Origin of the sequence: Thalassobaculum salexigens DSM 19539, assembly GCF_000423805.1 — a bacterium.
Classification (GTDB): domain Bacteria; phylum Pseudomonadota; class Alphaproteobacteria; order Thalassobaculales; family Thalassobaculaceae; genus Thalassobaculum; species Thalassobaculum litoreum.
In genome coordinates this window covers 522,028-538,396 of sequence record NZ_KE384093.1, presented here as the reverse complement: position 1 = coordinate 538,396, position 16,369 = coordinate 522,028, and the positions used below count along the sequence as shown (strand labels likewise).

Genomic DNA, 16,369 nt, shown 5'->3' with positions numbered 1-16,369 from the left:
CCGATGACGACGGTTGACCAGAATGGCACGGCAGGGAGCGGCCTCGAGCAATTCGATGTCGAGCCGGTCAACCGTCGCGACCAGCAGCAGCCGCTCTATGCGCCGCGCAAGAAGATCCACCCGAAGCGCGCGGAAGGCACCTTCCGCCGCTTCAAGTGGCTGGTGATGCTGATCACCCTGGGCATCTACTACATCACCCCGTGGATCCGCTGGGACCGGGGCGAGTTCGCTCCGGATCAGGCGGTGCTGATCGACCTGTACAACCGCCGCTTCTACTTCTTCTGGATCGAGATCTGGCCGCAGGAATTCTACTATGTGGCCGGCCTGCTGCTGATGGCGGCGCTCGGCCTGTTCCTGGTCACCTCCTCGGTCGGCCGCGCCTGGTGCGGCTATACCTGCCCGCAGACCGTCTGGGTCGACCTGTTCCTGGTGGTCGAGCGGTTCATCGAAGGCGACCGCAACAAGCGCATCCGCCTCGACAAGGAGCCCATGAGCCCGTCGAAGGCCGCCAAGCGGGTGAGCAAGCACACGATCTGGCTGTTGATCGCCGTGGCGACCGGCGGCGCCTGGATCTTCTATTTCGCCGACGCGCCGACCCTTTTCATGGACGTGTTCACCGGCACCGCCCCGACGGTCGCCTACGGCACCATCGCCGTGCTGACCTTCACGACCTATTCGCTCGGCGGGCTGATGCGCGAGCAGCTCTGCACCTATATGTGCCCGTGGCCGCGGATCCAGGCAGCGATGCTGGACGAGCATTCGCTGACCGTGACCTACAACGTCTGGCGCGGCGAGCCGCGCTCGCGGCACCGCAAGGTTCAGCAGGCCGCCGGCGCCACGGTGGGCGACTGCATCGACTGCAACGCCTGCGTCGCGGTCTGCCCGATGGGCATCGACATCCGCGACGGCCAGCAGCTCGAATGCATCACCTGCGCGCTGTGCATCGACGCCTGCGACGGGGTGATGGAGAAGATCGGACAGCCCAAGGGCCTGATCTCCTACTCCACGCTGGCGTCCTACAATCACAACATGAAGCTGGCGCAGCTCGCCGACGGCACGGTCGACCCGGCGCGCGTCCACACCGCCGACGGCGGCATCGCGCCGGAGGTCGAGCACACCACCCTGCGCTCGATCCTGCGCCCGCGCACGATGATCTACTTCGCCATCTGGGCGCTGATCGGCCTCGGCATGCTGGTCATGCTGACCACCCGCGACCGGCTGGAGATCAACGTGCTGCACGACCGCAACCCGGTCTCCGTGCGGCTGTCGGACGGCACCGTGCGAAACGGATACACCGTGAAGATCCTCAACATGATGCCGGAACGCCGGACGGTGCTGCTGACCATCGAGGACTTCCCCCAGGGGGCCATGATCATGCCGCTGGAGAAGGACGACCCGCGGCAGGCGATCTTCCTCGATATCGACCCGGACAGCCTGCGCGCCCAGCGGATCTTCGTGATCGCCGATCCCGAGGGCCTCGACGGCCAGCAGACCCCGTTCCGCTTCCGCGTCCGCGACAGTGCGGGTTCGGAGCGGGCGGAATACGATGCGATCTTCGACAATGGAGCAGCGCGATGAGTGACACGTCCCGGACCGACGGATCGTTCAAACTGACCGGCCGCCACGTCTTCCTGATCCTGCTGTCGTTCTTCGGCCTGATCATCGCGGTGAACGTGACCATGGCGACCCTGGCCGCCGGCACCTGGCCGGGCCTCGTCGTCGCCAACTCCTACGTGGAGAGTCAGCGCTTCAACGAACGCGTCGCCGCCGCCCGCGTGCAGCAGGCCCTGGGCTACGAGCTGGCCTTCTTGCAGGCCGACGATCAGCTCTCCCTGACCCTCACGGACGCCGACGGACAGGGTGTGGCGATCCTCGGCGGGACGGTGCGGATCGGTCGCCCGGTCACCCGCACCGAGGACCGGCTGATCGACGTCCCGGCCGCGCCGAGCGGCACCGTCAGCATGCCCGACGCCCTCGCCGACGGCCTCTGGGTCGCCGACGTCGCCCTCAAGCTGGCCGGTGGCCGGGTCTGGCGCTACGAGACCCGGTTCTCGCTGAGCGAAGGCAAGTGACATGTCCTGCTGCGCCGCCTCCGCCTCGCTTTCGGTGCCGGGCCAGGCCCAGCGGCCGGACCGGCGCGAGCTGCTGGACGCCTCCCACGATCTGGGCGACGGGCTGGTCGCCACACGCCTCGCCGTGCCGGACGCCCATTGCGCCGCCTGCATCTCCGCCATCGAAAAGGCTGTGGGCGCGGTCGACGGGGTGACCGACGCGCGGGTCAATCTCGCCGGGCGGTTCGTCACGGTGAAATGGCCGCGCGACGCCGTCGACGCGGACGCCGTCTTCACCGCCCTCGACCATGCCGGCTACCGGGCCGGACTGCTGGACGAGGCCGAGAGCGGGCCGGACCCGGTCTTGCGCCGCCTGTTCATTGCCCTGGCGGTCGCCGGCTTCGCCGCCGGCAACGTCATGCTGCTGTCGGTCTCCATCTGGTCGGGAGCGGACGACGCGACCCGCGACCTGTTCCACTGGATCTCCGCCGCCATCGCCATTCCGGCTGTCGCCGTCGCCGGCCGGCCGTTCTTCGCCCCGGCGCTGCACGCCCTGAAGGCGGGCAGGCTCAACATGGACGTGCCGATCTCGCTCGCCGTGATCCTCGCGGTGGGTCTGTCGTTGCACGAAACCCTGACCGGCGGAGCGCATGCCTATTTCGACGCCTCGGTCACCCTGCTGTTCTTCCTGCTGATCGGCCGCACGCTCGACTACGTGATGCGGTCCCGCGCCGGTGCGGCCCTGAAGACCCTCGACCGGACGACGCCGCGCGGGGCGGTGGTCGTCGCCGCCGACGGCACCACCGCCTGGACCCCGGTCTCCGAGGTCGCGGCCGACATGACCGTGCTGGTCGCCTCCGGCGACCGGGTGCCGGTGGACGGCACCGTGGTTTCAAGGGGCGTGCGGGTCGATCTCTCGGTCGTCACCGGCGAAAGCGACGCGGTCGAGCTGGCTCCGGGCGACACGGTCGTGGCGGGCGCCATGGTGGTCGACGGGCCGCTGAAACTGACCGCCACGCGGGCCGGCCACGCCTCCTTCCTGGGCGAGATGCGCTCCATGCTGGAGGCGGCGGAGACCGCGCGGCCGGCGCTGAGCCGTCTGGCCGACCGGATGGCCGCGGTCTACGCCCCTGCCGTGCATCTGATCGCGGCGGCCACCTTCGTCGGCTGGTGGGCGGCCGGCGGCGGGCTGCACCACGCCCTGACCACCGCCATCGCCGTGCTGATCATCACCTGCCCTTGCGCCCTGGGCCTCGCCGCCCCGATCGTGCAGGTCGTCGCTGCCGGACGGCTGCTGAAGCACCGCATCCTGCTGCGCGACGGCGGGGCGCTGGAGACGCTGGCCACCGTGGACCGGGTGGTGCTGGACAAGACCGGCACGCTGACCACCCCGACCGTGGACCCGCGCGCGCTTGAGCAGCTTGCTGACGGCACCCTGTCGGTCGCCGCCGCCCTCGCCCGGCATAGCCGGCATCCGGTGGCGCAGGCCATCGCGGCGGCCGCGCCTGCCACCCCCATCGCCCCGGATCGCGTGACCGAACATGCCGGCCACGGCATCGAAGGCGTCATCGACGGCCGGACCTGGCGCCTCGGCCGCCCTGACTGGGCCCTGTCCGCGGAGGCCTTCGACGCACTGTCCGTCGACCGGCGGGGTGCGCCGGCGCTGTCCTGCGACGGCGCGCTGGCCGCCGCCTTCGATCTGCTCGACCGGCCGCGTCCGGGTGCGGACGGCGCGGTCGCGACCCTGATCCGCCTTGGCCTGGCCCCGACCCTGCTGTCCGGCGACGGCGAGGCCAAGGTCGCCGAGACCGCCGCCCGGCTCAACCTGGAGAGCTGGACCGCCCGCGCCACGCCGGCCGGCAAGATCGCGGCGATCCACGCGTTGCAGGGCGACGGCCATCGGGTGCTCATGATCGGCGACGGGCTGAACGACGCCCCGGCCCTGGCCGCCGCCGACGTCTCCATGGCGCCGAGTGCCGCCTCCGATGTCAGCCGCACGGCCGCCGGCATCGTCTTCCTGAGCGAGGACATGGGCGCCATCCCGACCGCCATCGCGGTCGCCCGCAAGGCGCGGCGGCTGATTCTGGAGAATTTCGGACTGGCCATCGTCTACAACGCCATCGCCATTCCGCTGGCCATCGCCGGCTATGCGACCCCGCTCTTCGCGGCGATCGCCATGTCGGCCTCCTCGATCGTCGTGGTGGCCAACGCTCTGCGTCTCGCCCTGCCGGAGCGCCGGTCCGGGGTTGCAGGATCCGCCGCCCGGGACGACATCAGGACTCCCCTCACCCCGGCGCTGGGAGCCCGCGTATGACCGTCCTGTCGATCCTGATCCCGGCCGCCCTGGTACTCGGCCTGATCGGCCTCGTCGCCTTCCTGTGGGCCCTGCGGTCGGGCCAGTTCGAGGATCTCGACGGGGCGGCCGAGCGCATCCTGCTGCCGGAAGAGGACAAGCCGAAGAAATCGGGCGGACCGAGGGAATAGGGTCGGCCTATCCCTGACGGGCCGCCTTCAGCCGCGCAAAGCTCTCTTCGGGCCAGTGCTCCCGGTAGGCATAGAACCCCTCCATCACCAGCGCCCCCTCCGGCAACCCGACCCAGGGCAGTTTGGAACGGGTGAAGATGTGGATGTCCGGCGGAACCCGGGCCGGTTCGTCCAACGTCCCGACCCGTACGAAGGCGACCGACTTCCCCGCCCCGGCATAATGGCTGTACAGGGTCGCCAGGCAGGTCGGGCAGCGCATGAAGATCTGCCCCTTGCCGCTCTCGGTCGGGGTGTCCACCGCCTCCAACGTGCCGGAGATCACCTCCATCTCCGCCGTCTCGATCAGGGCGTTCAACGCGAAGGCCGTGCCGCTGTCGCGCTGGCACCAGGTGCAGTGGCAGCAATGCACGAACATCGGCTTGCGCTTGAGCCGGTAGCGCACCGACCGGCAGGTGCAGCCACCCTCGGCAAAGGTGTCGTCGGCCATGCTCACCCCCTCTGCAGGCTGGACCAGAAGCGCACCGGCTCGCCCACCGCCTCGCCGACCAGTTCCTCGTCGCGCATCACCACGTTGCCGCGCACCAGGGTGGCGATCGGCCAGCCGGTAACGGTCTTGCCGTCGAACGGGGTCCAGCCGCACTTGCTGGCGATCCACTTGTTGGTGATCTCGCGCTTGGCCTTCAGGTCGACCAGGGTCAGGTCCGCGTCCCAGCCCTTGGCGATGCGCCCCTTCCCGGCGATGCCGTAGATCCGGTGCGGACCGGCCGAGGTCAGGTCGACCAGCCGGGCCAGGGTCAGCCGGCCTGCATTCATGTGGTCGAGCAGCAGCGGCAGCAGGGTCTGCACGCCGGGCATGCCGGACGGGCTCGACGGATAGGGACGCTGCTTCTCCTCCAGGGTGTGCGGCGCGTGGTCGGAGCCGATGACATCGACCGTGCCGTCGGCGATCGCCCGCCACAAAGCGTCCTGGTGATGCTGCTCGCGCACGGGCGGGTTCATCTGCGCCAGCGAGCCGAGCCGCTCGTAGCATTCCGGCGCCGCCATGGTCAGGTGGTTCAGGGTGGTCTCGACCGTGGCCACGTCCTTGTTCTCGGCCAGGAATTCCATCTCCTCGGCCGAGGTGATGTGCAGCACATGCACCGGACGGCCGGCGGCCCGGCCCAAACGGACGATCCGCTGGGTCGCCTTCAGGGCGCATTCCGGCGAGCGCCAGACCGGATGGGCGCGGGGGTGGCCCGCCTCCTTGGCGATGTGCTGACGCTCGCGCAGCATGTCCTCGTCCTCGGCATGAACGGCGACCCGGCGGCGGCCGGCGGCCAGCACCTTGGCCAGCAGCTCGTCCTTCTCGACCAGCAGCGAGCCGGTGGACGAGCCCATGAAAACCTTCACCCCGGCGCAGCCCGGCGCCAGCTCCAGCTCTTCCAGCAGGTGGAAATTCTCTTCCGCCGCGCCGACGAAATAGGCGTGGTCGCACCAGGCGCGCCCCTTGGAGCGGGCGAGCTTGTCGTTCAGTTCGACCTCGGTGAGAGTCAGCGGCGAGGTGTTCGGCATCTCGAAGATCGCGGTGACCCCACCCTTGGCGGCGGCGCGGGTGCCGTGGTGGATGTCTTCCTTGTGCTCCAGGCCGGGCTCACGGAAATGCACCTGGGTGTCGATCACGCCGGGCAGCACGGTCAGGCCGGACGCGTCGACCACCTCGCCCGCCTCCGCCGTCGCCAGATCGCCGATCGCGGTGATCTTGCCGCCCGTAACCCCGAGATCCACCCGTTCCAGTCCGGACGGGGTGAACACCTCGCCGCCCCGCACCACCAGATCGTATCGCGCCATGCATGCCTCCATTCGTGACCGGCGCCAGCATAGCCGCGCCGCAGCGGGCGGCAACCGGTCTCGGGACGCAGGATCTCGTGCCGACGTGCGAATTGCTACGGTGGAGCCGTCGCGCCCGACCTGCGATAGTCGGCGAAATTTCAAACCGAGGCCGAGGACCGTTTTGTCCGTCCCCCAATACGACCGAGGCGCGCCGCCGCCGGGTTCCGCCACCGTCTCCACGCTGGAATACACCGAAGGCGGCTCGTGGCCCCTGATCCGGCGGCACGTCATCAACGTCGCGCTGATGATCCTCACGCTGGGCCTCTACCGGTTCTGGGCGATCACGATCATGCGGCAGATCCTGTGGCGGCGGATCCGGTTCGCGGGTCGGCCGCTCGAATACACCGGCACCGGCCTGGAGATTTTCCTCGGATTCGTGCGGGTGTTCCTGGTGATCCTGCTGCCGCTGGGCATCATCTTCATGCTGATCGAACTCGGCCTGCAGCGCGAGATGCCGACCGTGGATGCCGGAACGGTCGAGACGGTCGACCTCGTCTATCTCATCGCCGTGCTCATGCTCATCGAGATGGGCCGCTTTCTGAGCTGGCGCTACCGGATCTCCCGCACACGCTGGCGCGGCATCCGCGGCCGGATCGAGCATCCGGTCGGGAGCTACCTCATCGTGGCGGCCGCCTCGGCGGCGATGATCGTCTTCTCCGGCTGGCTCCTGAAGCCGGTGGTCGACCTCTACCGGGCCAACACCATCCTCAACACCCTGAATATCGGCGGGTTGAAGGGAAGCTATCGGGGCGGGGTCTGGGCCCTGTTCCCGACCTGGATCGGGATCTGGATCGGGCTGGCCCTGATGGCGATCGCAGGGTTCGTGGCCTGGTTCTGGCTCATCGGGATCGTCGCCATCTCCGGCAGCGAGACGTTCTTCTATCTCGCCATGATCGGCTTCGGTCTCGCCGTCTTCTGGGTCGTGCTGTACATGCTCTCGATCTACCGCGTCGCCTTCTGGCGGCTGATCTGCAACCTGTCCTCGGTCGGCCCGACCCGGATCCGGTTCAGCGGAAGCGCGGCGGACATGGCCTGGCTGACCTTCGGCAACTGGCTACTGATCGGCATTTCCCTGGGACTGCTCGCGCCCCTCACCTGGGAGCGCAAGATCCGCTACCTCGCCGACAAGGTGGTCGTCTACGGCATGCCCGACCCGGCCGGCCTGCGACAGGTCGGGGACGACGACAGTGCATTCGGCGGAGAGGGGCTGGCCGGTGACTTCGACATCGCCTGACAACCGCGCCGGTCCGGTGGGCAATGCCCTGCTGCTCGACGGCGTGACCGGGGCCGACCATCGGGTCGCGATTCTGGTGGAGGAGACGGGCCTGCGCATCCTGCCGGCGGACGCCTTGGCCGCGGCGCCGCAATGCCCTCTGCTGTGGCCCTGGAGCAAGGTGTACCGGCCCGCCTCGGCCGGCGAGGACATGGTCTTCGCCATGCTCGACGCCCAGGACGCCCGCCTGACACCCGACCTGCCGGCCCATGCCCGCACGATCCTCTCGCGGGCCTCGGGCGACGAGCGGCGCTCCGGACGGCAGGTCCTCGGTCTCGCCCGCCGCCCCAGCGCGGCCCTCGCCATCGGTGCCACGGTCGCGGTCCTGGCCCTCGCCCTCGTCGCCCTGGCGCCCCTCAGCGGCGTCGCCGCCCATCTGCTCCCGGCCGATACCGGGGCGGCCTCCTCCGATCAGGCCATCGAGCAGCTCGCCGCCTCCCATCCGCGCTGCGACGGCACCGAGGGCCTCGCCGCGCTCGACGCCCTGTCCCGACGGCTCGCCGGCGCGGCCGGAATCCCGACCCCGCAGCTCACGGTGATCGACTGGGACGTGGTGAACGCCTTCGCCCTGCCGGGCGGACGGGTGGTCCTGACCAGCGGGCTGATCGAGGCAAGCCGCGACGGCTCGGAGATCGCCGCCGTCCTGGCGCACGAGATCTCCCATGTGGTGCACCGCGATCCGATGACCGGGTGGATCCGCCGGGAGGGGGTGAGCCTCCTCCTCGCCCTGCTGTTCGGGCAGGAGGCGGCGGGCTCGATCGCCTCGAGCCTGACCGGCGCGCTGCTCAACGCGCGCTATACCCGCCACCAGGAGGACCGGGCCGACCATACGGCCCTGGACCTGATGCGCGACAACGACATCCGCTCGGACGGTGGACAGGCCTTCTTCGAGCGCCTGCATGAGCGCGAGATCGGCGGCACGGTCGGGGCACTGCTGACCCTGATCGAAACCCATCCCGGCTCGGCCGACCGGGCCGCCCTGTTCGCCGAGGCGCAGACCGGCACCGGCCCGGGCCTCGACGCGGCCCAGCTCGCCGCGGTCAAGCGCATGTGCCGGTGAGCGGCCACCCCGCTCAGATCTTCTCGCCCTCCACCGCCTTGCGCAGGGCGTCGATCTCGAAGCGGACCGGCAGGAAGGGGTGGATCTCCAGCGCCGCCTCGAAGGCCGCCAGGGCGTCGGCCTTGCGGTCGAGCTTGAGGTTGATCAGGCCGAGTCCGGACAGCGCGCCAAAATGTCGCGGCTCGAGCGCAAGGGTCTGCCGGACATCGGCGATCGACGCGGGATAGTCGGCGAGCAGGAAGTTGATCGTCGCCCGCTTGTTCCACGCTTCGGCAAAGGTGGGCGCGCGCCGCACCGCCTTGTCAAAGGCCTCCAACGCGTCCCCGAGCCGGGACTCCCGCATTGCTTGCAGGCCATCTTCCATGATTTCCGCCACTTCCGGAATCTCGGGCGCCTCGTGCCAGATGATCCAGATCTGCTGCTCGGTCGCATGCGCGATTGAGAAAACTTCAGCAATCCTAAGCTTCTCGAACAGCGCATCCAGGCGCGGATCGGTCTGATCCGCCTGTGACGCGTTGGCGGCGCCGAGAAGAAACACAAGAGCAACAGCAAGCCGTCTAAATTTCAGTAAAATACCATTCATTATTGTGCTCCCCATCCTGCTTCGTAATCCTTTATTAATTCTTCCAACCTACGGTTATTCAGCCATTCAGACCCCATTAGGAGTTGATTTATGTCCGTTACGGGAACGGCACAGCTCGACAGTGAAAATTCCTCCGGCACCGACGAGTCGCAGCAGAGCGCGCCCGGCAAGACCGGGGGCTTCGGCATCGCCGGCCGGTTGGGCACGGCGTTCGCGGCGACAACCCTTCTGACCGTCCTGACGGCCGGCGTCGCCTGGTTTGCCTTTTCCAACGTCGAGAGCACCCTGACCATCGTCACCGACGAGGCGATGCCGGCGGTGACCAGCAGCCTAGAGCTCGCCGCCAGCAGTTCCGCCGTTGCCGCCGCCGCGCCGAGCCTCGTATCGGCCAAGACCGACGAGGAACGTCAGGCCATTCGCGACGAGCTCGCCACCAAACAGCAGGAACTGGCAGCGCGCCTGCAGGATCTGCAGACCACCGGCGCCGACGTCTCCTCCCTGACGGAGCTCGCCGACACCCTGTCCCAGGCGATGACCGATCTCGACTCCGCGGTCCTGCGCCGGGTCGATGCCAAGGCCAGGCTCGGCCAGGCCATTCAGAACGTCTCCGAGGTGAACAACCAGTTCCAGAACGACGTGCAACCGATGATCGCCGAAGCCAGCGAGCGGATGGTGAAGACCGGCGAAGAGGCGATCGAGGCGACCACCTCCACGGTGGGCGAGCTGCTCGGCACCCACATGACGGCGCTCAAGGACATCCTGACCCTGGCGGGCACCGGCCAGAAGATGCTCGGCATGCTGGCCCGGGTCGCCAGCACGGTGGACCTGGAACTGCTCGCCCGCGAGGAGGCGAAGTTCAAGGATCTCGCCACCGAGATGCAATACTCGGTGACCAGCGCCCCGGATACCGAGGACGGCAACCGCTTCCGCGACGCCGCCCTGGAGCTGATCGCGCGTGGCACCGGCGAGGACTCGGCCTTCGAGATCCGCCGCAAGGAGATCAACTGGGTCGAGCTGACCCCGGAGCAGTTCGACGCGGTCCAGCGGCAGCGCGAGGAACTCGACGCCGCCCTGCCGGCGATCGCCGAGGCGTTCGAGAAGTCGGTCAACCCGCTGGTCGGCGAGGCACAGCGCAACATGGCCTTCGCCGGGCGCGATCTGGCCATCGGCTCGCGCAAGCTGATCGGTGGCCTGGTGCAGGACGACGTGCGCGAGTTCCAGCTGATGCTGGAGGCCGCGGCCACGTCCAACCTGATCATCGGCACGCTGAACGCCGCGGCCGGCGCCGAATCCGAGCGGCACCTGGACAGCATCAGCCTCGAGTTCGCGATGGCCCTGACCATGCTGACGGATATCCAGAAGGAGGCGTCCGGGATCGAGCGGCTGAGCGGCCTGCTTCCGAGCCTGAATGCCATCCTGGAACTCGGCAACGACGACGACGGCGTGTTCGAGCGACGCAAGGCGATGCTCATGGCCGAAAACGATGCCGATGCCGCCCTGGCCCGGGCCCGGGACGTGTCCGGCGCCTTCGGCACGGCCGTCGCCCAGATGGTCGACGCCGCGACGGAGAGCGCGCACGCGACCGCCGACGCCGCCAAGCAGACCATCAACGAGAGCCGGATGATGATCCTGGCCCTGGCGGCCGCCAGTGTCGTGGCCGCGATCCTGATCGGGCTGATCGTGGTCTGGCGCGGTGTGGTCAAGCGGCTGACCAGCCTGGCGGGCGTCATGCGCCGCCTGGCCGACGGCGAACTGGACGTCGAAGTCGACACCTCCGGCTCCGACGAGATCAGCACCATGGCCGGGACGGTTCAGGTGTTCCGCGACAGCGCCAAGGAGGTCGAACGGCTGCGGGCCGACCAGATCGAGTCGGAGCGCCGGGCGTCGGAGGAGCGTCAGCGCCAGCGGGTCGAGCTGGCCGACGCGTTCGAGAGCCGGGTGAAGGGCATCGTCGATCGTCTGGGCACCGCCTCGCGCGGCATGGCCGACACGGCGAAGAAGATGGCCGCCGGGGCCGGCGACGTGCGCGAGCGCTCGACCGCCGGCGTCGGGGCCGCCCAGCAGACCTCGTCCAACGTGCAGACCGTCGCCGCCGCGGCGGAGGAGCTCTCGGCCTCGATCGTCGAGATCTCCAACAAGGTCAGCGAAAGCTCGGCCCGCGCCCGCGTGGCCGCGGACCAGGCGGACGCCACCAACCGCACGGTGGAGACGCTGGAGCAGTCGACCAACCGGATCGGCACGGTCGTCACTTTGATCCAGGACATCGCCGAGCAGACCAACCTGCTGGCGCTGAACGCCACCATCGAGGCGGCGCGGGCCGGTGAGGCCGGCAAGGGCTTCGCGGTTGTGGCGTCGGAGGTGAAGTCGCTGGCCAGCCAGACCGGCAAGGCGACCGAGGAGATCACCATCCAGATCAAATCGGTGCAGGATGGCGTGGCCGCTGCGGTCACCGCCATCCGCGAGGTCTCCGAGGCGATCCGCGAGATCGACGGCCACGTGACCGCCATCGCCGGCGCGGTGGAGGAGCAGGGTGCGTCGACCCAGGAGATCGCCCGCTCCAGCCAGGAGGCGGCGACCGGCACCGACGACGTGACCCGCACCATCGAGATGGTGTCGACGGTGGCCAACGACACCGGCCATCAGGCGGAAGAGGTGCTCAGCTCGGCCACCCTGCTGGCGGAGGATTCCTCAGTGCTCGACCGCGAGGTGGAGAACTTCCTCACCCAGGTCCGCGGCGGCGGCCAGAACTGAGGCGAAGACCTCTTCCATCGCAAACGACGAAGGGCGGGAGAGATCCCGCCCTTTTTCTTTCTTCCTTCCCCGTCATCCCGGCGATGTCCGGGCTTGACCCGGAGACCGGCCGGGATCAGGCCGGAGCGCCCGAACGAGGTCCCGGCCCGCCCCCGGATCAAGTCCGGAGCCGTCCGGGATGACGCCGGGATGACGATGGAGAAACGTTAGAGTGATGACCTCGCCCTGAGCAGCCCCATCCCGGACTCGATCCGGGATGGGACGTGTCGAAGGGCCGGGCCGAGTTGAAAGGTCAGCCCAGCGCGGTCTCCAGCTCCGCGATCAGGTCGTCACCGTCCTCGATGCCGACCGACAGGCGGACCAGTCCGTCGGAGATGCCCAGCGCCTCGCGGATCTCCCTGGGCACGCTGGCATGGGTCATGATCGCCGGGTGCTCGATCAGGCTCTCCACCCCGCCAAGGCTCTCCGCCAGGGCGAACAGCTCGCAGCGCTCCAGAAACGCCCTGGCGTCGTCCAGCCCGCCCTTCAGCACCGCCGTCACCATGCCGCCGAACCGGGTCATCTGCCGCTTGGCAAGATCGTGCTGCGGGTGGCTGGCCAGGCCGGGGTAATAGACTTTCTCGATCTTGGGATGGGCTTCCAGGAAGGCGGCGATCCGCTCGGCGTTGTCGCAGTGCCGCTCCATGCGCACCGGCAGGGTCTTCAGCGCGCGCAGCACCAGGAAACTGTCGAACGGGCCGGCGATCGAGCCCACCGCGTTCTGCAGGAACCCGAGCTTGTCGCGCAGGTTCTCCCGCCCCTCGGCCACCACGGCGACGCCGCCGACCACGTCGGAATGGCCGTTCAGGTACTTGGTGGTGGAGTGCATGACGATGTCGATGCCGTGATCGAGCGGGCGCTGGACATAAGGCGAGCAGAAGGTGTTGTCGCAGACCGTGATCAGGTCGTGCTTCTTGGCGAACTCGGCGATGGCGGCGAGGTCGACCAGCTTCAGCAGCGGGTTGGTCGGGGTCTCCACCCAGATCATCCTGGTCTTCTCCGTGACCGCGGCCTCCAGGGCGGACAGGTCGGAGAGGTCGACGAAGCTGAAATCGAGACCCGACGAGCGCCGCCGCACATTCTCGAACAGCCGGTAGCTGCCGCCATACAGATCATCCATGGCGATGACGTGGTCGCCGCTGTTCAGCAGCTCCAGCACGGTACCGATCGTCGCCAGTCCCGAGGCGAAGGCGAAGCCCTTCTCGCCGTTCTCCAGATCGGCGATGCAGGCCTCCAGGGCGAAGCGGGTCGGGTTCTGGCTGCGCGAATACTCGAAGCCCTTATGGACGCCCGGGCTCTCCTGCACATAGGTCGAGGTCGCATAGATCGGCGTCATGATCGCGCCGGTGGTCGGGTCCGGGCTCTGCCCCGCATGGATGGCGCGGGTGGCGAAACCCGGACGGTTACGCCCGGCTATCTTGGGATCGGTCATAAAATGCTCCGTTCGTCAGCCGACAGATCGGCGGATATGGTTGATCAGGTCGACCTTCGTGATCATGCCGAGGAAGCTGTCCCCGTCCATCACCATCGCGACCTCGTTGCGCCGGAACAGGTCGAGCACCTCGATGATCGGCCGGTCGACCGCGATCACGTCGAGCTGTCCGGTCATGTGCTTGGACACCGGCTCGCGGAACACCTCCGGCTTGTCGAAGACCGCCAGCAGGATGTCCTCCTCATCGAGAATGCCGACGGGGTGGCCGTCCTGCATCACCGGCACCTGGCTGACCTCGTTGGCCCGCATGCGGTTATAGGCGGTGTTCACCGTGTCCTCGGGACCGACGGAAATCACCCGGCCCTGGTCGGCGCGGTACATGATCAGGTCGCGCAGGTCGCCGCTGTCCTCCCGCGGCGTCAGCCCCTGCTCCACCAGCCAGGTCCGGTCGAAGGCCTTGGACAGATACTTGTTGCCGGTGTCGCAAACGAAGGTGACGACGTTCTTCGGCTCGGTCTGGCGGCGGCACCATTTCAGCGCGCCGGCCAGCAGGGTGCCGGTCGAGCTGCCGCCCAGGATGCCCTCGCTGCGCAGCAGCTCGTTTACCGCGGAGAAGGCCTCGGCGTCGCTCACCACCACGCCGTCGTCGATCACGGACAGGTCCAGGTTCGGCGGAATGAAATCCTCGCCGATCCCCTCCACCAGCCAGGAGCCGCCCTCGTATTTCACCTCGCCGGTCTCCACCGCCGGGGCGACGACCGAGCCTTCCGGGTCGGCCACCACGACCTTCAGGGCCGGGTTCTTTGCCTTCAGGAACCGGCCGGCGCCGGAGATCGTGCCGCCGGACCCGACCCCGGCGACCAGCGCGTCCACCTGGCCGTCCATCTGCGCCCAGATCTCCGGCCCGGTGGTGGTCTCGTGGGCCGCCGGATTGGCCGGATTGTCGAACTGGCTCGCCCAGAAGGCGCCCGGCGTCTCCTTCACGATCCGCTCCGCCATGTCCTGGTAGTATTCCGGATGGCCCTTGGGGACGTCGGAGCGGGTCAGCCGGACCTCCGCCCCCAGCGCGCGCAGGTGGCGGATCTTGTCGGCGCTCATCTTGTCGGGAATCACCAGAACCAGGCGGTAGCCCTTCTGGGCGGCGACCAGGGCGAGACCGAGCCCGGTATTGCCGGCGGTCGCCTCGACGATGGTGCCACCCGGCTTCAGGGAGCCGTCGCGTTCGGCCGCCTCGACGATGGACAGGCCGATCCGGTCCTTGATCGAGCCGGCCGGGTTCTGGTTCTCCAGCTTGACGAACAGCCGGCAGGGTCCGGTGTCCAGGTGGGTGAGTTCCAGCATCGGGGTGTTGCCGATCATCGACAGCACCGACGTCGCGGGCGCCATTGTGGTCTCCCTAGCCGCGTTTCTCTCCGCGGCCCATATGGGGGCGACCGGGGTCCGGCGAAAGCGCCTGCCGGGCGCGAGAACCGTTCCCGGGGATCACCAGCGCCCGGGCCGGCCTGGTTGACCTAATCCAATATCCGGTAGATCAGCGACAGCAGGTCGTGCAGCGGGTCGTATTTCAGGCGGCCGCCGAAATGCCGGTCGGTGATGAAGCGGCGCACCTCCGAGGCGTGGTCCAGCCGGGACAGCTCGTCGCCCAGCTCGTTGAACACGTCGGAGGCATGGCCGAGGAAGGCGATGAACGGGCCGGGGCTGCGCTTTTCGACGAACAGGGCGGTATAGGCGTCGTTGTATTCCAGCAGCCGGCTGCGGGCCCGCTGCCAGCGGTCGCGCACCTTGTGGCGCACCCCGTCGCGGATCTCCTCCAGGATCTTGCGGTTGCCCGAGGGCACCATGTCCGTCGGCGTCGCCGAATGGGTCAGCCAGGTCGCCAGTTCCCGGACCCGGCCCTCCAGCTTGGACAGGCGGTAGTCGTAATAGATCACGCCCTTCCAGGCATGCAGCGCCTTGGGCGCCTCCTCGGTCGAGAGCTCCATGGCATCGAGGATCGGCTTCAGCCCCTCCATGTCCTTGGCTTCCCAGATCTTCTGCACCAGCGAGCGCAACCGCGCCTGGGTCTTGGTGGCGTCGGCACCGCCGAAGGCGAACTCGACGATCGGGCGGAAGCGACGCATGACATGCTCGCGGATCTGCCGCCACTCCTCCTCCTCGATCTCGAAATAGCCGGGATGCGGGCTCAGCCCCTCGGCCTCGAGCCGGTCGCGCATCAGGAACGGGTCGAGGGAGGGCAGGCTGTCCAGGATCTGGATGATGTCGCGGTCGCGGATGTAGTCGGCCATCTTGCGGCTGCGGTCGAAGCCGAGCTGGAACGCCATCGCGTCGTCGAACTGCGGATCGCCGGCGAAGATCGACTTGCCGCCCTCGAAGGCGTTGTCCTCGTTGAAGGCGAAGTACAGCTTGGTACCGATCCGGTTGTGCCGCTCCTTCTGGTAGTCGGAGTCGATCAGCGCCTGCTTGATGAAGATGATCCGGTGCAGCTCGACATGGCGGAACAGGTGCTCATCCCGCGGCGCCCCCTCCGCCATGATCGCCCGGTGCAGGCGGTCGACGTTGAAGACGCGGGTCGATCCGGAATTCAACTCGCTCGCCAGATAGGAGGCGGCGAGCTTGTCGCTGTCGACGAGTTTGGAGGAATCCAGCATCCGGCGATTATCCTTCAACGCAAGGATCAGGACTATAAGCGTGGTTGAGGGCATTTCGCCAGATTTGGCGGCAACAGGTCTCCCGGAACCGCGGGGCTCGGCACACGGCCGGGGAGTGCGTTGTTTCTTTGGGCATCGGAAATGAAAAGGGTGAGGCCCGATCCGACCTCACCCTGAGC

General features: G+C 68.4%; 13 protein-coding genes. 7 read left to right on the top strand and 6 right to left on the bottom strand.

What is annotated here, in order from left to right:
• Positions 1-3 precede the first annotated feature (3 nt).
• Genes ccoG through ccoS form a run of 4 tightly spaced genes read left to right on the top strand, consistent with a single transcriptional unit; the run spans position 4 to position 4,535 of the window.
• Positions 4-1,578: a cytochrome c oxidase accessory protein CcoG gene (gene ccoG, locus G578_RS0106800; RefSeq protein ID WP_028793594.1), complete on the top strand. Its 1,575-nt coding sequence runs from the start codon at positions 4-6 to the stop codon at positions 1,576-1,578.
• Complete coding sequence (locus G578_RS25130; protein ID WP_051244194.1) at positions 1,575-2,072, top strand: FixH family protein; 498 nt, start codon at positions 1,575-1,577, stop codon at positions 2,070-2,072. The genes ccoG and G578_RS25130 overlap by 4 nt, the downstream gene beginning before the upstream one ends.
• A gap of 1 nt (position 2,073) precedes the next feature.
• Complete coding sequence (locus G578_RS0106790) at positions 2,074-4,365, top strand: heavy metal translocating P-type ATPase (RefSeq protein WP_028793593.1); 2,292 nt, start codon at positions 2,074-2,076, stop codon at positions 4,363-4,365.
• Entirely contained in the window at positions 4,362-4,535 is a 174-nt protein-coding gene (ccoS, locus tag G578_RS0106785) for a cbb3-type cytochrome oxidase assembly protein CcoS (protein ID WP_028793592.1), read from the top strand. Before G578_RS0106790 ends, ccoS begins: the two co-directional genes overlap by 4 nt.
• Before the next feature lie 7 nt (positions 4,536-4,542).
• Here ccoS and G578_RS0106780 read toward each other — a convergent pair whose 3' ends face one another.
• Together G578_RS0106780 and G578_RS0106775 are read right to left on the bottom strand one after the other, a co-directional pair.
• Entirely contained in the window at positions 4,543-5,022 is a 480-nt protein-coding gene (locus G578_RS0106780) for a GFA family protein (RefSeq protein ID WP_038013780.1), read from the bottom strand.
• Positions 5,023-5,024: 2 nt separating this feature from the next.
• Positions 5,025-6,362, bottom strand: a complete 1,338-nt coding sequence (locus G578_RS0106775) for a dihydroorotase (RefSeq protein WP_038013777.1) — start codon at positions 6,360-6,362, stop codon at positions 5,025-5,027.
• Positions 6,363-6,525: 163 nt separating this feature from the next.
• Between G578_RS0106775 and G578_RS28250 the strand changes: the two genes are divergently transcribed.
• Entirely contained in the window at positions 6,526-7,638 is a 1,113-nt protein-coding gene (locus G578_RS28250; protein ID WP_028793589.1) for a DUF898 family protein, read from the top strand.
• Positions 7,619-8,737, top strand: a complete 1,119-nt coding sequence (locus G578_RS28245; protein WP_156907226.1) for a M48 family metallopeptidase — start codon at positions 7,619-7,621, stop codon at positions 8,735-8,737. Before G578_RS28250 ends, G578_RS28245 begins: the two co-directional genes overlap by 20 nt.
• Positions 8,738-8,750: 13 nt before the next feature.
• Here G578_RS28245 and G578_RS0106760 read toward each other — a convergent pair whose 3' ends face one another.
• Complete coding sequence (locus G578_RS0106760; protein ID WP_038013774.1) at positions 8,751-9,320, bottom strand: tetratricopeptide repeat protein; 570 nt, start codon at positions 9,318-9,320, stop codon at positions 8,751-8,753.
• A gap of 90 nt (positions 9,321-9,410) precedes the next feature.
• Here G578_RS0106760 and G578_RS28240 point away from each other — a divergent pair, with 90 nt between their 5' ends.
• Positions 9,411-12,071 (top strand): methyl-accepting chemotaxis protein, encoded by a 2,661-nt coding sequence (locus G578_RS28240; RefSeq protein WP_051244188.1) that lies wholly within the window; start codon positions 9,411-9,413, stop codon positions 12,069-12,071.
• A 292-nt stretch (positions 12,072-12,363) separates the two neighbouring features.
• On the opposite strand, the gene G578_RS0106750 is transcribed toward G578_RS28240, so the two are convergent.
• The 3 genes from G578_RS0106750 to G578_RS0106740 all read right to left on the bottom strand — a co-directional run bounded on the left by G578_RS0106750 (position 12,364) and on the right by G578_RS0106740 (position 16,190).
• The gene (locus tag G578_RS0106750) at positions 12,364-13,542 is read right to left on the bottom strand and encodes a cystathionine gamma-synthase (RefSeq protein WP_028793586.1); all 1,179 of its coding nucleotides are present in this window, start codon (positions 13,540-13,542) and stop codon (positions 12,364-12,366) included.
• A gap of 15 nt (positions 13,543-13,557) precedes the next feature.
• On the bottom strand, positions 13,558-14,928 hold the full coding sequence (locus G578_RS0106745) for a pyridoxal-phosphate dependent enzyme (protein ID WP_028793585.1): 1,371 nt from the start codon (positions 14,926-14,928) through the stop codon (positions 13,558-13,560).
• A 125-nt stretch (positions 14,929-15,053) separates the two neighbouring features.
• A complete protein-coding gene (locus tag G578_RS0106740) occupies positions 15,054-16,190 on the bottom strand; it encodes a hypothetical protein (RefSeq protein ID WP_028793584.1) in 1,137 nt (378 codons plus the stop codon).
• Positions 16,191-16,369 lie beyond the last annotated feature (179 nt).

Coding starts and splice junctions, on each gene's coding strand:
- G578_RS25130 (WP_051244194.1), top strand. CDS start 1,575: ATGAGTGACACGTCCCGGACCGACGGATCGTTCAAACTGACCGGCCGC.
- G578_RS0106775 (WP_038013777.1), bottom strand. CDS start 6,362: ATGGCGCGATACGATCTGGTGGTGCGGGGCGGCGAGGTGTTCACCCCG.
- G578_RS28240 (WP_051244188.1), top strand. CDS start 9,411: ATGTCCGTTACGGGAACGGCACAGCTCGACAGTGAAAATTCCTCCGGC.
- G578_RS0106740 (WP_028793584.1), bottom strand. CDS start 16,190: ATGCTGGATTCCTCCAAACTCGTCGACAGCGACAAGCTCGCCGCCTCC.
- G578_RS0106745 (WP_028793585.1), bottom strand. CDS start 14,928: ATGGCGCCCGCGACGTCGGTGCTGTCGATGATCGGCAACACCCCGATG.
- ccoG (WP_028793594.1), top strand. CDS start 4: ATGACGACGGTTGACCAGAATGGCACGGCAGGGAGCGGCCTCGAGCAA.
- G578_RS0106780 (WP_038013780.1), bottom strand. CDS start 5,022: ATGGCCGACGACACCTTTGCCGAGGGTGGCTGCACCTGCCGGTCGGTG.
- G578_RS0106790 (WP_028793593.1), top strand. CDS start 2,074: ATGTCCTGCTGCGCCGCCTCCGCCTCGCTTTCGGTGCCGGGCCAGGCC.
- G578_RS0106760 (WP_038013774.1), bottom strand. CDS start 9,320: ATGAATGGTATTTTACTGAAATTTAGACGGCTTGCTGTTGCTCTTGTG.
- ccoS (WP_028793592.1), top strand. CDS start 4,362: ATGACCGTCCTGTCGATCCTGATCCCGGCCGCCCTGGTACTCGGCCTG.
- G578_RS0106750 (WP_028793586.1), bottom strand. CDS start 13,542: ATGACCGATCCCAAGATAGCCGGGCGTAACCGTCCGGGTTTCGCCACC.